This is a genomic window from Salinimicrobium terrae DSM 17865 (assembly GCF_000424665.1).
Lineage (GTDB): Bacteria > Bacteroidota > Bacteroidia > Flavobacteriales > Flavobacteriaceae > Salinimicrobium > Salinimicrobium terrae.
Genome location: NZ_AUKI01000016.1, coordinates 127,467 through 142,611 on the forward strand (window position 1 = coordinate 127,467; position 15,145 = coordinate 142,611).

16 protein-coding genes are annotated in these 15,145 nt (G+C 41.1%); 13 read left to right on the plus strand and 3 right to left on the minus strand.

What is annotated here, in order from left to right; genetic code table 11:
- Nucleotides 1–13 precede the first annotated feature (13 nt).
- From H148_RS0106000 to H148_RS0106035, 7 genes are all read left to right on the plus strand, one after another.
- Complete coding sequence (locus tag H148_RS0106000) at nucleotides 14–274, plus strand: YkoF family thiamine/hydroxymethylpyrimidine-binding protein (RefSeq protein ID WP_029034002.1); 261 nt, start codon at nucleotides 14–16, stop codon at nucleotides 272–274.
- Complete coding sequence (gene pnuC, locus H148_RS0106005; protein ID WP_029034003.1) at nucleotides 258–893, plus strand: nicotinamide riboside transporter PnuC; 636 nt, start codon at nucleotides 258–260, stop codon at nucleotides 891–893. The genes H148_RS0106000 and pnuC overlap by 17 nt, the downstream gene beginning before the upstream one ends.
- Nucleotides 851–1,429, plus strand: a complete 579-nt coding sequence (locus H148_RS0106010; protein WP_029034004.1) for an AAA family ATPase — start codon at nucleotides 851–853, stop codon at nucleotides 1,427–1,429. The genes pnuC and H148_RS0106010 overlap by 43 nt, the downstream gene beginning before the upstream one ends.
- A complete protein-coding gene (locus H148_RS0106015; protein WP_029034005.1) occupies nucleotides 1,419–2,969 on the plus strand; it encodes a DUF4301 family protein in 1,551 nt (516 codons plus the stop codon). The genes H148_RS0106010 and H148_RS0106015 overlap by 11 nt, the downstream gene beginning before the upstream one ends.
- Nucleotides 2,970–3,374: an alternative ribosome rescue aminoacyl-tRNA hydrolase ArfB gene (gene arfB / locus H148_RS0106020; RefSeq protein WP_029034006.1), complete on the plus strand. Its 405-nt coding sequence runs from the start codon at nucleotides 2,970–2,972 to the stop codon at nucleotides 3,372–3,374.
- 169 nt (nucleotides 3,375–3,543) lie between these two features.
- The gene (locus tag H148_RS0106025; protein WP_029034007.1) at nucleotides 3,544–3,918 is read left to right on the plus strand and encodes a hypothetical protein; all 375 of its coding nucleotides are present in this window, start codon (nucleotides 3,544–3,546) and stop codon (nucleotides 3,916–3,918) included.
- A 254-nt stretch (nucleotides 3,919–4,172) separates the two neighbouring features.
- Nucleotides 4,173–5,513 (plus strand): sigma-54-dependent transcriptional regulator, encoded by a 1,341-nt coding sequence (locus H148_RS0106035; RefSeq protein ID WP_029034008.1) that lies wholly within the window; start codon nucleotides 4,173–4,175, stop codon nucleotides 5,511–5,513.
- On the opposite strand, the gene H148_RS0106040 is transcribed toward H148_RS0106035, so the two are convergent.
- On the minus strand, nucleotides 5,503–7,917 hold the full coding sequence (locus H148_RS0106040) for a hybrid sensor histidine kinase/response regulator (RefSeq protein WP_029034009.1): 2,415 nt from the start codon (nucleotides 7,915–7,917) through the stop codon (nucleotides 5,503–5,505). The two genes, H148_RS0106035 and H148_RS0106040, sit on opposite strands and share 11 nt — an antisense overlap.
- A 296-nt stretch (nucleotides 7,918–8,213) precedes the next feature.
- Here H148_RS0106040 and H148_RS0106050 point away from each other — a divergent pair, with 296 nt between their 5' ends.
- Nucleotides 8,214–10,571, plus strand: a complete 2,358-nt coding sequence (locus tag H148_RS0106050) for a TonB-dependent receptor (RefSeq protein WP_029034010.1) — start codon at nucleotides 8,214–8,216, stop codon at nucleotides 10,569–10,571.
- A gap of 58 nt (nucleotides 10,572–10,629) precedes the next feature.
- Here H148_RS0106050 and H148_RS0106055 read toward each other — a convergent pair whose 3' ends face one another.
- A complete protein-coding gene (locus tag H148_RS0106055; RefSeq protein WP_029034011.1) occupies nucleotides 10,630–11,058 on the minus strand; it encodes a Rieske (2Fe-2S) protein in 429 nt (142 codons plus the stop codon).
- Between the two features lie 116 nt (nucleotides 11,059–11,174).
- Here H148_RS0106055 and greA point away from each other — a divergent pair, with 116 nt between their 5' ends.
- From greA to H148_RS0106070, 3 genes are all read left to right on the plus strand, one after another.
- The gene (gene greA / locus H148_RS0106060) at nucleotides 11,175–11,651 is read left to right on the plus strand and encodes a transcription elongation factor GreA (RefSeq protein ID WP_029034012.1); all 477 of its coding nucleotides are present in this window, start codon (nucleotides 11,175–11,177) and stop codon (nucleotides 11,649–11,651) included.
- Between the two features lie 104 nt (nucleotides 11,652–11,755).
- Entirely contained in the window at nucleotides 11,756–12,145 is a 390-nt protein-coding gene (locus H148_RS0106065; protein WP_029034013.1) for an HIT family protein, read from the plus strand.
- Entirely contained in the window at nucleotides 12,145–12,555 is a 411-nt protein-coding gene (locus H148_RS0106070) for an acyl-CoA thioesterase (RefSeq protein WP_029034014.1), read from the plus strand. The genes H148_RS0106065 and H148_RS0106070 overlap by 1 nt, the downstream gene beginning before the upstream one ends.
- Here the strand turns inward: H148_RS0106070 and H148_RS0106075 are convergent.
- The gene (locus tag H148_RS0106075; protein WP_029034015.1) at nucleotides 12,539–13,699 is read right to left on the minus strand and encodes a sensor histidine kinase; all 1,161 of its coding nucleotides are present in this window, start codon (nucleotides 13,697–13,699) and stop codon (nucleotides 12,539–12,541) included. The two genes, H148_RS0106070 and H148_RS0106075, sit on opposite strands and share 17 nt — an antisense overlap.
- Before the next feature lie 110 nt (nucleotides 13,700–13,809).
- Between H148_RS0106075 and H148_RS0106080 the strand changes: the two genes are divergently transcribed.
- Together H148_RS0106080 and H148_RS0106085 are read left to right on the plus strand one after the other, a co-directional pair.
- Nucleotides 13,810–14,688, plus strand: coding sequence for a flavin reductase family protein (locus H148_RS0106080; RefSeq protein ID WP_029034016.1), 879 nt, complete (start codon nucleotides 13,810–13,812; stop codon nucleotides 14,686–14,688).
- A gap of 1 nt (nucleotide 14,689) precedes the next feature.
- The gene (locus tag H148_RS0106085; protein WP_029034017.1) at nucleotides 14,690–15,061 is read left to right on the plus strand and encodes a DUF3127 domain-containing protein; all 372 of its coding nucleotides are present in this window, start codon (nucleotides 14,690–14,692) and stop codon (nucleotides 15,059–15,061) included.
- The last annotated feature ends 84 nt before the right edge of the window (nucleotides 15,062–15,145 follow it).

A 15,145-nucleotide genomic window follows, 5' to 3' on the forward strand; every position in this document is an offset into this window, starting at 1 on the left:
AAAACCAAAAATTATGCAAATTTCAGTAGAACTTGCTCTTACCCCCCTTCAGGATGATTTCGAAGCTCCTGTTAAAGCATTTATTAAAAAACTCCGCAGTTCGGGATTAATAGTTATGGAAAATCCTTTGAGTACCCAGATTTATGGAGAATATGATAAAGTGATGGAATTTTTAACAGAAGAAGTCAGAGAATCCTTTCAGGCATCAGATCATATAATCTTAACCATTAAAATTGTAAAAGGAAACAGAAACGACTATGCAGCCGATTTTTGATTTCTTTTTTCAGCAGTATTCAGATTATCCTACGCTCTATATTGTCCTGGAGATCATTGCGGTGATATTTGGGTTTCTTTCAGTATGGTATTCCAAGCAGGAGAATATTCTGGTTTATCCTACCGGGATTATTAGTACCGCTATTTTCGTTTATCTCCTTTGGCAGTGGGAGCTTCTGGGAGACATGATGATAAATGTTTATTACTTCACAATGAGTATTTACGGTTGGTACGTTTGGACTCGAAAGGTGGATGCAGTGCATTTCATTCCCATTACAAAGACCACCAAAAAAGAGCATTTTTGGAGCCTTCTTATTTTTATTGCTACTCTGGCTTTTACCTTTGGTGTCTACGAATATTTTGACAAATGGAATAATTGGACCGCATACGTAGATACTTTTACCACAGGAATTTTCTTTGTGGGGATGTGGTTGATGGCACGTAAAAAACTGGAAAACTGGATTTACTGGATGGTAGGAGATTTGATCTCTGTGCCGCTGTACTTTTATAAAGGTCTTACCTTTACCAGTTTTCAATACTTTTTATTTACCATAATCGTTTTTTACGGATATAGAACATGGAAGAAGAGCTTAAGCAGCGGCGGGCACGTGGTCTCATAAGGATCGTCCTTTTTGGACCTGAATCTACAGGAAAAACTACTCTGGCCCAGCTGCTGGCGTCTCACTACCAAACCGAATGGATCCCGGAATTTATGCGGGAATATCTTCAAAAAAAATGGGATGAACAACGAGAGATTTGTGAACCCCATGATCTTCTCCCTATTGCCAGGGCCCAAATGGCTCTGGAAAATAGAGCTGCAGCTACGGTTGGCGAACTTCTTTTTTGCGACACAAATTTACTGGAATTAGTGGTCTATTCCCGCGCCTACTATAACGAGACTGTAGACCCGACGCTTCTTAAACATGCGTTAAAGGCCCAATATGATCTCTATTTTTTAACGTATATTGATGTTCCCTGGGTTGAGGATGATCTGCGAGACCGCCCTGAAGACAGGGAGAAAATGTTCGCCAGGTTCAGGAAAACCCTCGATGAGCACAATCTGCCGTACCGGGTGCTGAAAGGGGACTTGCAGCAGCGGTTTGAAACGGCGGTAAAAATTATTGATCAACTAAAAAAACATAAAATTGGACTTTAACGAAAAAGATGTTTCCCTTTTCAGGGAAAAAGGAATCTCTCCGGAAAAAGTAGAACAACAAATTGAGATATTTAAACGAGGAAATATTGTTGTAGACGTTCGGGAAGCAGCTACCGTAAAAAACGGAATTCTCGCTGTTACCGAAGAAGAGCAGAACGAACTCACCCACTTGTATGAATCACGAAAAAACGATCTTGACATCTTAAAATTCGTACCTGCATCTGGAGCGGCTACAAGGATGTTCAAAGCCTTTTATAACTTCTTGAAGGAATTTGATCCCGAAAAAGATGATCTGGATGAGTATATAGATCAAAAAAATGAGCATAGTCTGGAGATCTTCTTTAGCCGGATAAAAGATCTTCCTTTCTATGAAAAAGTGAGAGAACAGGCTATTGAAGCTGAAGCAGGGTTTGAAAAAATGACGGAGGATAAACAGCACTATCTGTTTGTAAAGTATATGCTGCAGGAAGATGGACTAAACCTTGGGGAGCAACCAAAAGGACTTGTTCCATTCCATAAATATGAAAATCATCTTGCCACAGCCTTTGAAGAGCATTTAATAGAGGCTATAGATTACGCAGCTTCCGGAAAGAAGGTTAGAATTCACTTCACGGTAGCTGAGGAGCACCGGGAAAAATTTGAGGAGGAAGCAAGAGAGGTTGTGCCCAGGCTGGAGCGGGAAACCGGTAACAGTTTTGAAATTACCTATTCCTATCAGGATCCAAAGACCGATACGGTGGCAGTCACAATGGAAAATGAACCTTTCAGGGACGAAAGTGGGGAAATATTCTTTAGGCCGGGAGGTCATGGAGCTTTGATACAAAATCTCAATGAGCAGGAATCAGATTTAATTTTTATAAAGAATATTGACAATGTAGTAACTCCTTCAAACCGGGATTTACTTTCTTCTTACAAAAGAATGCTGGCAGGAAAATTACTTGAGTTACGGGAAAAAAGCTTCAGGTTCCTCAATCAGTTGGATAAAGGAGCAGGAGGTGCTCAACTTCAGGAAATGGGAGAATTCCTTCAGAAGGAATTAAATGCCGGTCTTAATGTTAATTTTGAAGATCTCAATGAGCAGGAGAAACCTTCGGTAATTAAAAAACTCCTCAACAGGCCGCTCAGAGTTTGCGGGATGGTAAAAAACGAGGGAGAACCAGGTGGCGGTCCTTTTTGGGTAACTCATAAAAATGAAGAAATCTCATTACAAATTGTAGAGAGCTCTCAAATAGATCACGACAACTATCAGCAAAGTAAGATCGCGCAGGAGGCAACTCACTTCAATCCTGTAGATGTTGTTTGTTCTACCCGGGATTACCGCGGAGGCAAATTTGATCTTGAGAAATACGTTGATGAAAAAACGAGTTTCATTGCTAATAAAACAAAAGACGGTAAAGAGTTAAAAGCACTTGAATTGCCTGGCTTGTGGAACGGTGGTATGGCTCACTGGAACACGATTTTTGTTGAGGTGCCGGTTGAGACATTTAATCCTGTGAAAACCGTGGCAGATCTTCTCAAACCTTCACACCAGGTAAAATAGGTGGATGAACAGCAACTTATACGGGAAGCCGAATACAAAGCGGTGAGAAGCTCGGGTGCCGGGGGTCAAAATGTGAACAAAGTCTCTTCTAAAGTTGAATTGCACATTAGGCTGGAAGAAACAAAAGGTTTATCTGAAGAAGAAAAACAGCGCGCCTTGAAAAAATTGTCTTCAAGGCTAACAAACTCCGGAGAATTGATCCTGCAGTGCGATGAATCCAGAAGTCAGCACAAAAATAAAGGAATCGTCACCCAAAGGTTTCTGTCTCTCGTAAAAGAAGCTTTGACTAAACCGAAAATTCGAAAAAAAACGAAAACTCCAAGAGCGGCGAAACTCAAACGACTAAGAGAGAAAAAGAAACTTTCAGAAAAAAAAGCAACCAGAAAGGATCCCCTAAAAGAGTAGAAATGGGGAGAATTTCCACACGAGGCTGGGGAAATACCTCAATCATATTTAAACTTAAGCTTTCTTAAAAAATTGCCAAAGACCTTGTTTTACAGGGGCTTTTTTGTCGATGCAAAAAATTGGCGCGGTTTTACCAATAGATTCATCAAACAAAGTAAAATTTAGAATTATGAAAAAGATATGTCTTACTGTAGTAGCCGCATCTGCAATGTTGTTTTCGGCACAGAGTCTTTCAGCCCAGGAAGTTCCTCAAACTCCGGTTGAAGTAGTTGAAGTAGAAGAAACTGTTGTTCAAAGAGCACAGGAAGATTTCAGGCAAATCGAAATTCAGGAATTACCTGCCGAAGTACAACAAGCCGTAGAGCGTGATTTTGCCGGAGCTACAATTGCTGAAGCTTATGTGAAAGAACATGAAGGAGAGCAAAAATTTAAAATAAAAGTTCGCACTGTAGATGGTGAGGACAAAGAACTTTATGCCGATGCAGAAGGTAATTGGATCGATATGGAGAAAAAAGAAGAAGCTAAAGATGATTGGGAAAAATAACCCGATCGTTTCCATCACTCAAAGGAGAAACCGACTCCTGATGGCAGTTATCCCGCCGAACATGTGTTATTAGATTAGTTAATTTTCGGAAATTTTTTCGAAACAAATTGAGGGAATCTGAAAAAATGGAGAGTATTTTACCCATATGGGAAAAATTCGAAAAAGGGAGCTAAAACCATAGCTCCCTTTTTTATGCTTATTTTTGGTATTGAGGGGCTTAAAAATTCTAATTTTGTCAATATCTAAGAACACTCATGGCCAAAATCCTTTTAGTTGAAGATGATGTCGCATTTTGCACTATGCTTAAAACTTTCCTTGTAAAAAAAGATTGTGAAGTAGATGCAGTTTACACGGCAACAGAAGCGCTCAATCTAGTGTCAAAAAATAAATATGATGTAGTAATAAGCGATGTTCGCCTGCCCGATAAGGAAGGCCTGGAAATTTTGCAGGCTGTTAATCAAAAGGGGGAAAAAACGGGAGTGATCATGATGACCAGTTATGCCGAAATTAGCATGGCTGTAAATGCCATTAAAGAAGGTGCACTGGATTACATAGCTAAACCATTTCACCCCGAGGTTATCATGAAGGCTATCAATGACGCCCTGGAAAGCCCGGACATTCCAAAAAGGTCGGGAGTTAAAAAAATTGAAACTTCTTCTTCACAGGATACTTACATAAAAGGAGGTAGTGAAGCCTCGGCAAAATTGAATAACTATATCGACCTGGTAGCCCCTACCAATATGTCTGTTCTTATTATGGGCGAAAGTGGAACAGGAAAGGAACAAATTGCAAAAAGTATTCATCAACAAAGCAAACGTGGTGCTGCACCCTTTGTAGCTGTGGATTGTGGAGCAATTCCCCGGGAACTTGCCTCCAGCGAATTTTTCGGTCATGTTAAAGGTTCATTTACGGGTGCGGTGACAAATAAAACCGGTCATTTTGAGGCTGCAAATGGAGGTACTTTATTTCTTGATGAGATAGGTAACCTAAATTATGAACTGCAGGTGCAATTACTACGGGCTCTACAGGAGCGCAAGATCAAACCTGTGGGTAGCAATGAAGAAATTCGTGTAAACATAAGGGTAATAGCTGCCACGAACGAAGATCTTTTTGAAGCTGTCAAAAAAGGCGATTTTCGAGAAGATCTCTATCATCGTCTCAATGAGTTTTCGGTAAAGGTGCCATCTCTCAAGGAGCGCAAAGAAGACCTGATGATTTTTGCCAATTACTTCCTCGATAGTGCTAATGAAGAGCTTGAAAAAGATATTTCAGGTTTTTCCGATAAAACCATTTCAGCTTTTAAAAAGTACAGTTGGCCAGGAAATCTCCGGGAATTGAAAAACGTGGTGAAACGTGCTGTTTTACTTTCCGAAGGGGAATATATATCTTCTTCCTGCTTACCTTCAGAAGTACTTGCCGCAGAAGATAAGCCCGAAGAACATGATTACAGTCTTTTTAAAAACAGGAACGAGCAAGAAATGATTCTGGATGCTCTGGAAAAAACCCATGGGAACAAAAGTAAGGCGGCGAAACTTCTTTCCATTGACAGAAAGACCCTGTACAATAAACTGAAACAGTACGGGATTAACCTGTAATCTCTTCCTGAAGACTTTCCAAAAGCTCATTTATCTCTTTGGCCAGGGAGGGAACATCTACGTTCTTGTTTTCTTCTCCATTAAGATTCTCCAGGATAACCAGTTTTTCTACCAAAAATGGTACCTGCAACTGCCGAAACATTGGCAACATTTTATGAGCAACGGCAGAGATCTGAACTCTTTGACCTTTTTGATCGGCCATTTGAAGTGCGAGCAGGTTGGACCGGGTACTCTCAATAAATGCAGTTAAAATAGCATCCATAGCCTGCGGGTCTTCTCCTGCAAAATTCATAATTTCATCAAGGGTATAACCCTTACCCGAATAATTGTGAAAAGAAATGGGTGGGACTTCTGGTTTGATCTCCAGGTGTAGTAGGTCCCCAATGATTTGAAGTAACTCCTGAGAGGAGTAAGGTTTTAAAAGACTACCATTAAATCCTTTTTTAAGATAATCTGCTGCATTTACATCTGGTTGACCGGAAAGGGCAATAACAGGAAGTTCCTGTGTGGCTGGATCTTTCCTTATTTTACTAAGAAGTTCAAAACCGTCCATCCTGGGCATTTGTATATCCGTAAGTACCAGGTTTGGCGGAGAAGCCTTAATTTTTTCCAGGGCTTCTTTGCCGTCTTGAGCGGTACTATACGACATGCCGGCATTACGTATTAATTCTTTTAGTAATCCCAGTTGTGCCGGTTCATCATCAACTATAAGAACTATAATTCCCGCAGGATCTTTAACGATTAAACTTTTTTCAGGGACTATCTGTTCGTGGTTAGCGGCATATTCTATTGGAATTTCAAGTAAGAAGGTGCTACCCTCTCCCGGCTCGCTTTCCAAACTAATTCTTCCTTCTAAGAGATCTGTAAGTTTTTTACTTATAGCCAGTCCCAGACCGGTGCCACCATACCGTTTTTCTATGCTGCTGTCTTCCTGTGAAAATTCTTCAAAGACTTTTTCTTTTTGTTTTTGTGAGATCCCAATTCCCGTGTCCTTTACTTCAATACACAAAATGGGATTATTTTTCGCTTGCCGAATCCAGGCCTTCACTTCTACACTTCCCTGGGGAGTAAACTTGCAGGCATTGTTCACCAGGTTAGTGAGGATTTGCTTAAGTCGAAAAGGATCTGTGATCACCGGGCGGTCCAACTCGGGTGCAATATTTACGCGCACCTCTACTTCCCTTGGTTTTTCAGGTGGGACGGCATTTTCTACAGTTTCTTCAATGAGATTTTTGGGGTTAAAAGCGAGTTCTTCAATAGACATTTTTCCGGCTTCTAATCTCGAGATGTCCAGCAAATCATTTACAAGGCGCAGAAGATAATCTGATGATCTTTTAAGTTGCCGAAGGTACCTGTTCTGGGATTTATTAAGTCCACTTTTTTCAAGCAGTCCGGTGTAACCGATTACGGTATTTAACGGAGACCTTAGATCATGTGTGACGGTATTCATAAATTGTTCACGGCTGGAGAGCAAAGATTCTGCATAGGTTTTGGCTGCCTCAAGTTCCTGCCTGTATTGCTGACTCTTCGAAACATCCTTTACTACCAGGAAGACAAAGGTTAAAATGACCAGAAGGCTCGCAATTCCCAGGAACAGGATGATCCTGGAAGTATCTTCTACAGTATCCTGCCAGGCTTCAACCTGAGTCATTGATGCCATTCGTTCTTCAGCCTCCAAAGTACTTAGGAGGATTCTTAGCCTGTTGTTAAGTTGGATTTCATTGGCCAATAATTGATCCTCTTTATCCTTCAATTCCTGCCGGTAAAGTCTCTCTTGTGTTTCCAGTTGTCCTAAAACTGATTTGACGGAATTCACCAAAGAGTCAATTGTTATCCCCGGCGGATCAGGATTTTGTTCATTGGAATACTCTAAAAGTTTTATGAGTAGTTGCCGCTGGTGGGGCTGAAGATCCTTAAAACGCTGGTCATAATTTCGGCTTTCAAAAGTTTCGTCTACTCGTTGTAATTCTGAAAGGACCCGGGCGTAATAACTATCTGTTTCCCCACGGGCACGCAGTTCCAGCAATTCCTCCAGGTTATCTGTCTTTTGGCTTAGAAGCATGTTTATGCTGTCTATCTCCCGGTCGAGAGAACTGTCTGTACGGTAATTCTGAAGAGAGGCGAGGCTGAGTTTGATTGAATCAATCTTAGCGTTGTAGGTATCTAGGCCTTCCAGGGTTCCGGTTTGAATAAGCTGCCTGCTAAGACTTTCAGCTTCATAAAGTTTTGTGGCAGCTTCACCTACCAGCAGGAGCTTTTGATTACCGGTATTACTTCTTTCAGTTAAACTTGTGTAGCCGGTGACTTGACCATATATGAACCAAATGGCCAACCCCATTAAAGTTGCCAGAATGATGTAACCGGCAAAGACTGTGAATGTTATGGATGCCTTTTTCTTAGCCATGATTTCTCCGAAAGTATAAAATTAAAAGCTTTCTTTTCTAAACTTTCAAAAATTAGGTTAAATCAAAAAAAAGCATTTACCTTTGCGCCGTCTCAAAGGGGTGCTAAGTCTTGCGGAAGCAGGAGGAAGCTGAGATCATACCCAAAGAACCTGGGCAGGTAATGCTGCCAAGGGATAGGCGCAAGGTGCGCCGTGCAAGTATCGTACTCCTGTTAACCAATTGTGGTTTTCAGGATTTTTTAATTTATAACAACAAGAATAACAGCCCCTTTTATTCGTAACATTTTTAATTACGAATGAAACACGTCTTCTTAATTTTCAGTTTTTTTCTTGCCGCAGTTACCGGTTTTTCACAGGAATTTCAAGTTTCGGGAACAGTCACAGACGGCAACACTCCTCTCGAAGGTGTGCTTGTAAAAGTGGAAGGGATTTCCCTGTACACTCTAACTTCAGCAACAGGAGAGTATTCCCTTAGCCTGGAGGAGGGAATTCACAATCTTATTTTTTCCTTCGGAAATAAAAAACGTATCCGTATTGATCTTTCCGAAGATATGGTGCTCAATGTAGACATGAGCGATGCAGAAGAAGTTCTCGATGAGGTATTTCTTTCTGCGGTCAGGGTTTCTGCCAATTCGCCAATCACCTACAGCAATTTGTCTAATGAGGAGATCGAGGATCGCAACCTGGGGCAGGATATTCCAAGCCTTATGCAGTACATGCCGGGTGTGGTGACTACCAGTGATGCCGGTGCGGGAATTGGCTACAGCAGTATTAGAGTGCGAGGTACCGAAGCTCGAGGAATAAATGTCACCATTAACGGAATTCCCTATAATGATGCGGAGAGCCAGGGAACCTTTTGGGTGAATCTAGGAGATTTTGCATCTTCTGTAGAAAACCTGCAGCTGCAAAGAGGTGTGGGTACTTCCACCAATGGAGCCGGAGCTTTTGGTGCCAGCATCAACCTCCTTACAGACAGGTACAGCTATGAACCTTCCGCAGAAATTGCCAATAGCTTTGGTTCGTATAATACCCGAAAACACACCGTTAAATTTAGCACAGGATTGTTTGATGATCACTGGGAATTCAATGGAAGAGCTTCAGTGATTAAAAGTGACGGCTATATTGATCGTGCGTCAACAGATCTTAAATCTTATTTTTTCCAGGGTTCTTATGTGGGTGAGACAACACTTGTAAAGGCCCTTACCTTTGGAGGTAGTGAGGTTACTTACCAGGCATGGGATGGAATTGATGCAGATCAATTAGAGGAAAATAGGAGGTTCAATCCTGCAGGAGCTTATGAGGATGATGAAGGAAATCTTAAATTTTATGACAATCATGTTGATGATTATAAGCAGGACCATTTCCAGTTGCTCTGGAATGAGCGTTATGGCAGTGGCTGGTCTTCAAACATCGCTTTGCATTATACTTATGGACGAGGCTTCTACGAATCTTATCGCGCCGGGGAAGATCTTGTAGAATACAACCTTCAACCCTTTACTGCCAATGGAGAAGAGATCACAGAGAGCGATCTAATCACGAAAAAGTGGCTTGTGAACGATTTTTACGGCACTACTTTTAACGTGCAGTATACCAATGAAAACGTGGAAGTAATTGCTGGTGGTGCCTGGAACAATTACGAAGGAGACCATTTTGGAGAAGTGATCTTTACCCGGTTTGCACCCAGTCTTCCTTTACACCGGTATTATGACAACAAGGGTCAAAAAAGTGACTTTAATATTTTTGGAAAGGTAACTTATGCAGTTACCAATGATTTGGCTTTGTATGGGGACTTGCAGTTAAGAAGAATACATTACGAAGTAGACGGTTTTGAGGAAGAAAATGTACCGTTCATAGTAGATGATACTCATACCTTTTTCAATCCCAAGGCGGGGTTAACTTACGAATTTTCTGAAGCCAGCCGCCTGTACTTTTCTTTTGCCAGGGCTCACAGAGAACCTAACCGTACAGATTATGAAGCAGGAGATCCTGAACCCGAAGAATTAAATGATTACGAGTTAGGCTGGAGATTAACATCCAGCATACTGCAGCTGAACTCTAACCTGTATTACATGGATTACCGCAATCAACTGGTGTTGACAGGAGAGTTAAATGATGTGGGGGCTCCTATTAGGAGGAACAGTGGAAATAGTTACAGGCTGGGGCTTGAACTTGATGCTGTTGTGAGGCTACATTCAAAATTCAGCTGGAGACCTAATATTGCAATAAGCCGAAACAAGAATGATGAATGGTTCGCTAGCTGGGACGGAGAGCTGCGCAGCTTCGGAAAAACTGATATTTCCTACTCTCCCGGGATCATTGCCGGAAATATTCTGGAATACCGCCCCATTGCTGGATTGGAGATTAAATTTCTTACAAAATACATAGGGGAGCAGTATATGAGCAATTTGGAGAACGAGGCATCTTTACTGGAAGACTATTTTATTAATGACTTTAATCTTCAATATACCTGGAGGAAAGCTCCTCTGTTTAAAGAGGTTGTATTCACAGGACTTATCAACAATATCTTAAGCGAAGAATATGTGTCGAACGGCTATTATTACACCTATGATTACGAAGGAATAACTTATGATGGCGCGGGATATTATCCACAGGCTACACGAAACTTCCTGGTGGGAATGACTTTAAGATTTTAAAAGAGAATACTATCAAAAAAAGGCATTTTTAGAAATCTCTCCAAAATGCCTTTTATTATTAATTCGAGATCTGGAGTACACTACCTGTTCTCTCTGCGCGATAAGGCTTCAGCATATATTCTCCGGTACCGGCAATTTGTTCTCCTGTAATTATTGTATAAATATTTCCGTCGCCGCAGGAACAAGTCGCTTCTGTGCCATTCACAATAAGAATTGAACAAGGTTGGGGGATATGATTTGGGTCTGTAAGCTCATAAGCCAGGTACTGGTCATTATTGAGGTTGAAGATCACGATCCCGTTGATGCCATAATTGCGGGTGACGAATTTATTTCCGGGAAAATTAAGCTGATTGTATTCGGGGAGACTCAGGTCAAACTGTATCGAAAAATTGAGGTGTGGCAAATATGGATTTTGTCTTATCTCATTATCAGAAGAACATCCAAAGAAGATGAAAAAGAGGGGGGAAAGCAGGGAAAGACGCTTCATTAATGGTTTTTTCAAAGCTACGGGATTATAATTGTTCTGGATATTTTAATTTCTTATATTTGTTACAAATCCCGTCGACGAATGGGATTTTTTCTATTTATATAAACGACGAAGTTATGAGTAAAGTATCATATTATTCCGCAGAAGGCCTTAAAAAACTTAGAGACGAACTTAATCAGTTGAAGGATGTTGAACGGCCAAAAGCCTCACAGGCAATTGCCGAGGCACGTGACAAAGGAGATCTGAGTGAAAACGCGGAGTATGATGCAGCCAAGGAGGCTCAAGGTCTCCTTGAGATGAAAATTGCAAAGATGGAAGAGATATATGCCAATGCAAGATTAATTGATGAGTCGCAGTTGGATACTTCTAAGGCTTTAGTGCATTCTACCGTTAAGATCAGGAATCTTACTAACAAGGCTGAAGTGAAATACAAGCTGGTAGCACAAAGTGAAGCCGATCTCAAGTCGGGGAAAATATCTGTAGACAGCCCTATAGGAAAAGGTCTGCTTGGGAAAAAAGTTGGAGAGATTGCCGAAGTGGAGGTGCCTTCCGGGACTATGAAATTTGAGATCCTGGAGATCACAAGGGAGTAAGACCTTCCAAAAATGACATTTTTAAGATCCTTTCTTCGGAAAGGATTTTTTATGCTTAAGAATTATCCTTAAAATCTTAACTTGTTACTTTAAAACCCTAAAATATGCCAACAATTTTTACAAAGATCGTGAACGGAGAAATTCCTGCGTATAAGGTTGCAGAAACCGATAAATTTTTAGCTTTTCTCGATGTGCGGCCGAATGTCAAAGGTCACACTCTCTGTATCCCAAAAGAAGAGGTGAATAAAATTTTTGACCTTGATGAGGAGACATATATGGGCCTTATGGCTTTCTCCCGAAAGGTGGCTAAAGGAATAGAAAAAGCTATTCCCTGCAAGCGCGTAGGAATGGCTGTGGTTGGGTTGGAAGTACCGCACGTGCACGTACATCTTATTCCGCTTAATCATATGGGTGACATGAATTTTGCTCAAAGTGTTTCTTTGAGTGAAGAAGAATTCCGGCAGATTGCAGAGGACATAAAAAATAACATCTAGTGGATCTTTCAGAATACAAACTTTCTCTTGAGCTTCGCATCGACTTTAGTGATCTCGATATGTACCGGCACGTGAACAACCTAACATTTATCAGGTTTTTGCAGTCAGGCAGGGTCAATTTTTGGGAAGCTACCGGGCTGGGCAAAATTTTCTCTGAATCAAACAAAGGAGCAATTCTGGTTTCTACCCATTGCGACTTCAAGAAATCCCTTTTTTATCCCGGTACAGCTATAGTAAAAACTAAACTGGCCTATATCAAGAACAGTAGTTTTGGTCTTGACCAGTTGATCCTGAATGAAAATGGAGAAGTATGTGCAGAAGGCAGGGATATAGCCGTTTTTTTCGACTTTTCTGAAGATAAGGCGCTGCCAATTCCTCCCGAACTAAAAAGAGTTATGCAGCAGTTTTAGTTTTCTGTAGCAGGATCTCTATAGTAGTTCCCTTATTGATCTCGCTTTTCAACACGCGGATTCTTCCCCGGTGGTATTTTTCAATGATCCTTTTGGAAAGAGACAATCCAAGTCCCCAACCTCTTTTTTTAGTGGTATAACCGGGCTCAAAGATCTGTTTGAATTTACTTTTTGGAATTCCTTTCCCGGTATCGCTTATCAGGATATGAACATTTTTAGGATCCTGTTTCAGCTTTATTTCCAGTGATCCTTTTCCTTTCATAGCATCGATGGCATTTTTCACCAGATTTTCAATGGTCCAGCTATAAAGCTGAGCATTCAGGTTTACCATGATTTTTTCTTCAGGAAGGGCAAGGTGGAATTTGATGAGTTTTGAGCTTCGGGCTTTGAGGTAATCAAAGGAGTCCCGGGTTTTTTCAACAATATCTTCTGGTTCGAGCGTGGGAGCCGAACCAATTTTGGAAAATCTTTCAGTAATTGTTTTAAGACGATCAACATCTTTTTCTATTTCTGTTATATAGGAAGGATTTACCTTTTCTACCTTCAGGATCTCTGTCCAGCCAATGAGTGAGGAAAGTGGAGTGCCAATTTGGTGTGCAGTCTCTTTTGCCATTCCTGCCCAAAGCTTATTTTGTTCACTGCTTTTGGTGGTCCTGTAGAAGAAATAGATCACTGCAATAAAAAGAATAATGATTAAAATAAGGGCCAGCGGATAATATTTCAATTTGGTAAGCATAGGGGAATCGCCGTAAAAAACCTGGTTCACGCGTCCTTCGCCCAAATCCATTTCTATAGGTTCATTGGTCCCCCTTAAATCACTAAGATAATCCTGAAGTTTTTCTTCACTCGACATAACCTCCTCGGGAATATTCATGGCGTCCTCTATTTCACCATTTTCGTTTACGAGGATTGTGGGTATACTTGAATTGCTGTTGATGATCTCCAGGTAGAGGTCTAATCCGGTATCTGTATCTACCTGGTCCAGGTAGACCTGTGCAGATGCCCATATATTCATCTTCACCCGCTCCTCCTCTTTGATTCGCTGAAAAAAGGCAACGGCATTCCAAACGATGAGACTAACTATAACTAAGGAAGAAAGGATTATGAACCAGCGGCGAAAGTTTCGTTTGTCTGAAAACCTCATGAAGGCAGGGCTTAAATTGCATTAAATATAAGCGTTTTATGTAGATTATTATTGTGCGGGTGATTTTTCATCTCTTGACATGTTTCGTTACCTTTGACAAAATCCTGAGTATGCTTTCCATAGATCCCAAAGAAATTCCGGTTCCAAAGTTACACCAGTACCTGCTTGGAGCAGTAGGACCAAGACCTATTGCTTTTGCCAGTACTGTGGATGACCAGGGAAGGCCGAATTTGTCACCTTTTAGTTTTTTTAATGTTTTTGGAGCGAATCCTCCTATTCTTATTTTCTCGCCCGCCCGTCGTGGAAGAGACAACACAGTAAAACATACCTATAACAATTCCAAAGCTACAGGCGAGGTGGTGATCAACGTGGTGAATTATGACCTTGTCCAACAGGTCTCTCTTTCAAGTACAGAATATGACGAAGGCGTTAATGAATTTGTAAAGGCAGGGCTTACCATGCTGGAATCTGAAATTGTAAAACCTTATAGGGTTAAAGAATCGCCTGTACAATTTGAATGCAGGATCAATGAGATCGTGGAAACCGGAAGTGAAGGCGGTGCTGGTAATCTTGTAATTTGTGAGGTGCTAAAAATGCATATTCACGAAGACATTTTAGATGAAAATGGCTATATTGATCAGCACAAAATTGACCTGGTAGCAAGGATGGGTGGCAACTGGTATACCCGCGCCACGCCGGGAATGTTCGAAGTTCCAAAGCCGTTGCAGACTCTTGGAATAGGTATTGATGCCATTGCCGAAGAGATCCGGAACAGCAGGTATTTAACCGGTAATGATCTTGGTAAACTGGGTAATGTGGAACGGCTGCCATCAGCAGAAGAAGTTGAGGAGTTTATGAATGGAAATTCTGAACTTTCAGAATTAGTGAAGCAGGGGAACGAGGAAAAAGTCTATTCTAAAGCAAAAGAATATTTAGAAAAAGATAATCCGGGGACCGCCTGGAAAATATTATTAGCAAAAAACGTTTGATATGGAAGTACAAGGAAAAATTAAAATGATTGGACAAACCCAAACCTTCGGAAGCAACGGGTTTAGAAAGAGAGAAGTAGTAGTAACAACAGAGGAGCAGTATCCACAACACATAATGGTGGAATTTGTGCAGGACAAATGTGAGCTTCTGGACAACTACGCTGTAGGTCAGCCTGTGAAGATAGGAGTGAATCTACGTGGACGCGAGTGGGTGAACCCACAGGGAGAGACAAAATACTTCAACTCTATTCAAGGGTGGAGAATCGAGAATCTTGCCGCTCAAAACCAGGGCGGATCTGCGGTACCTCCTGCAGACCAGTTTGAACCAGCCAATAATCTCAATGACGAAGATTACGACGATTTACCTTTTTAAGGTAGAGAGCAGGAAATAATAAAAGCCTCGTTTCGAAAGATCCGGGGCTTTTTGCATTGAATGTTTGATTAATTTTCACTTCTT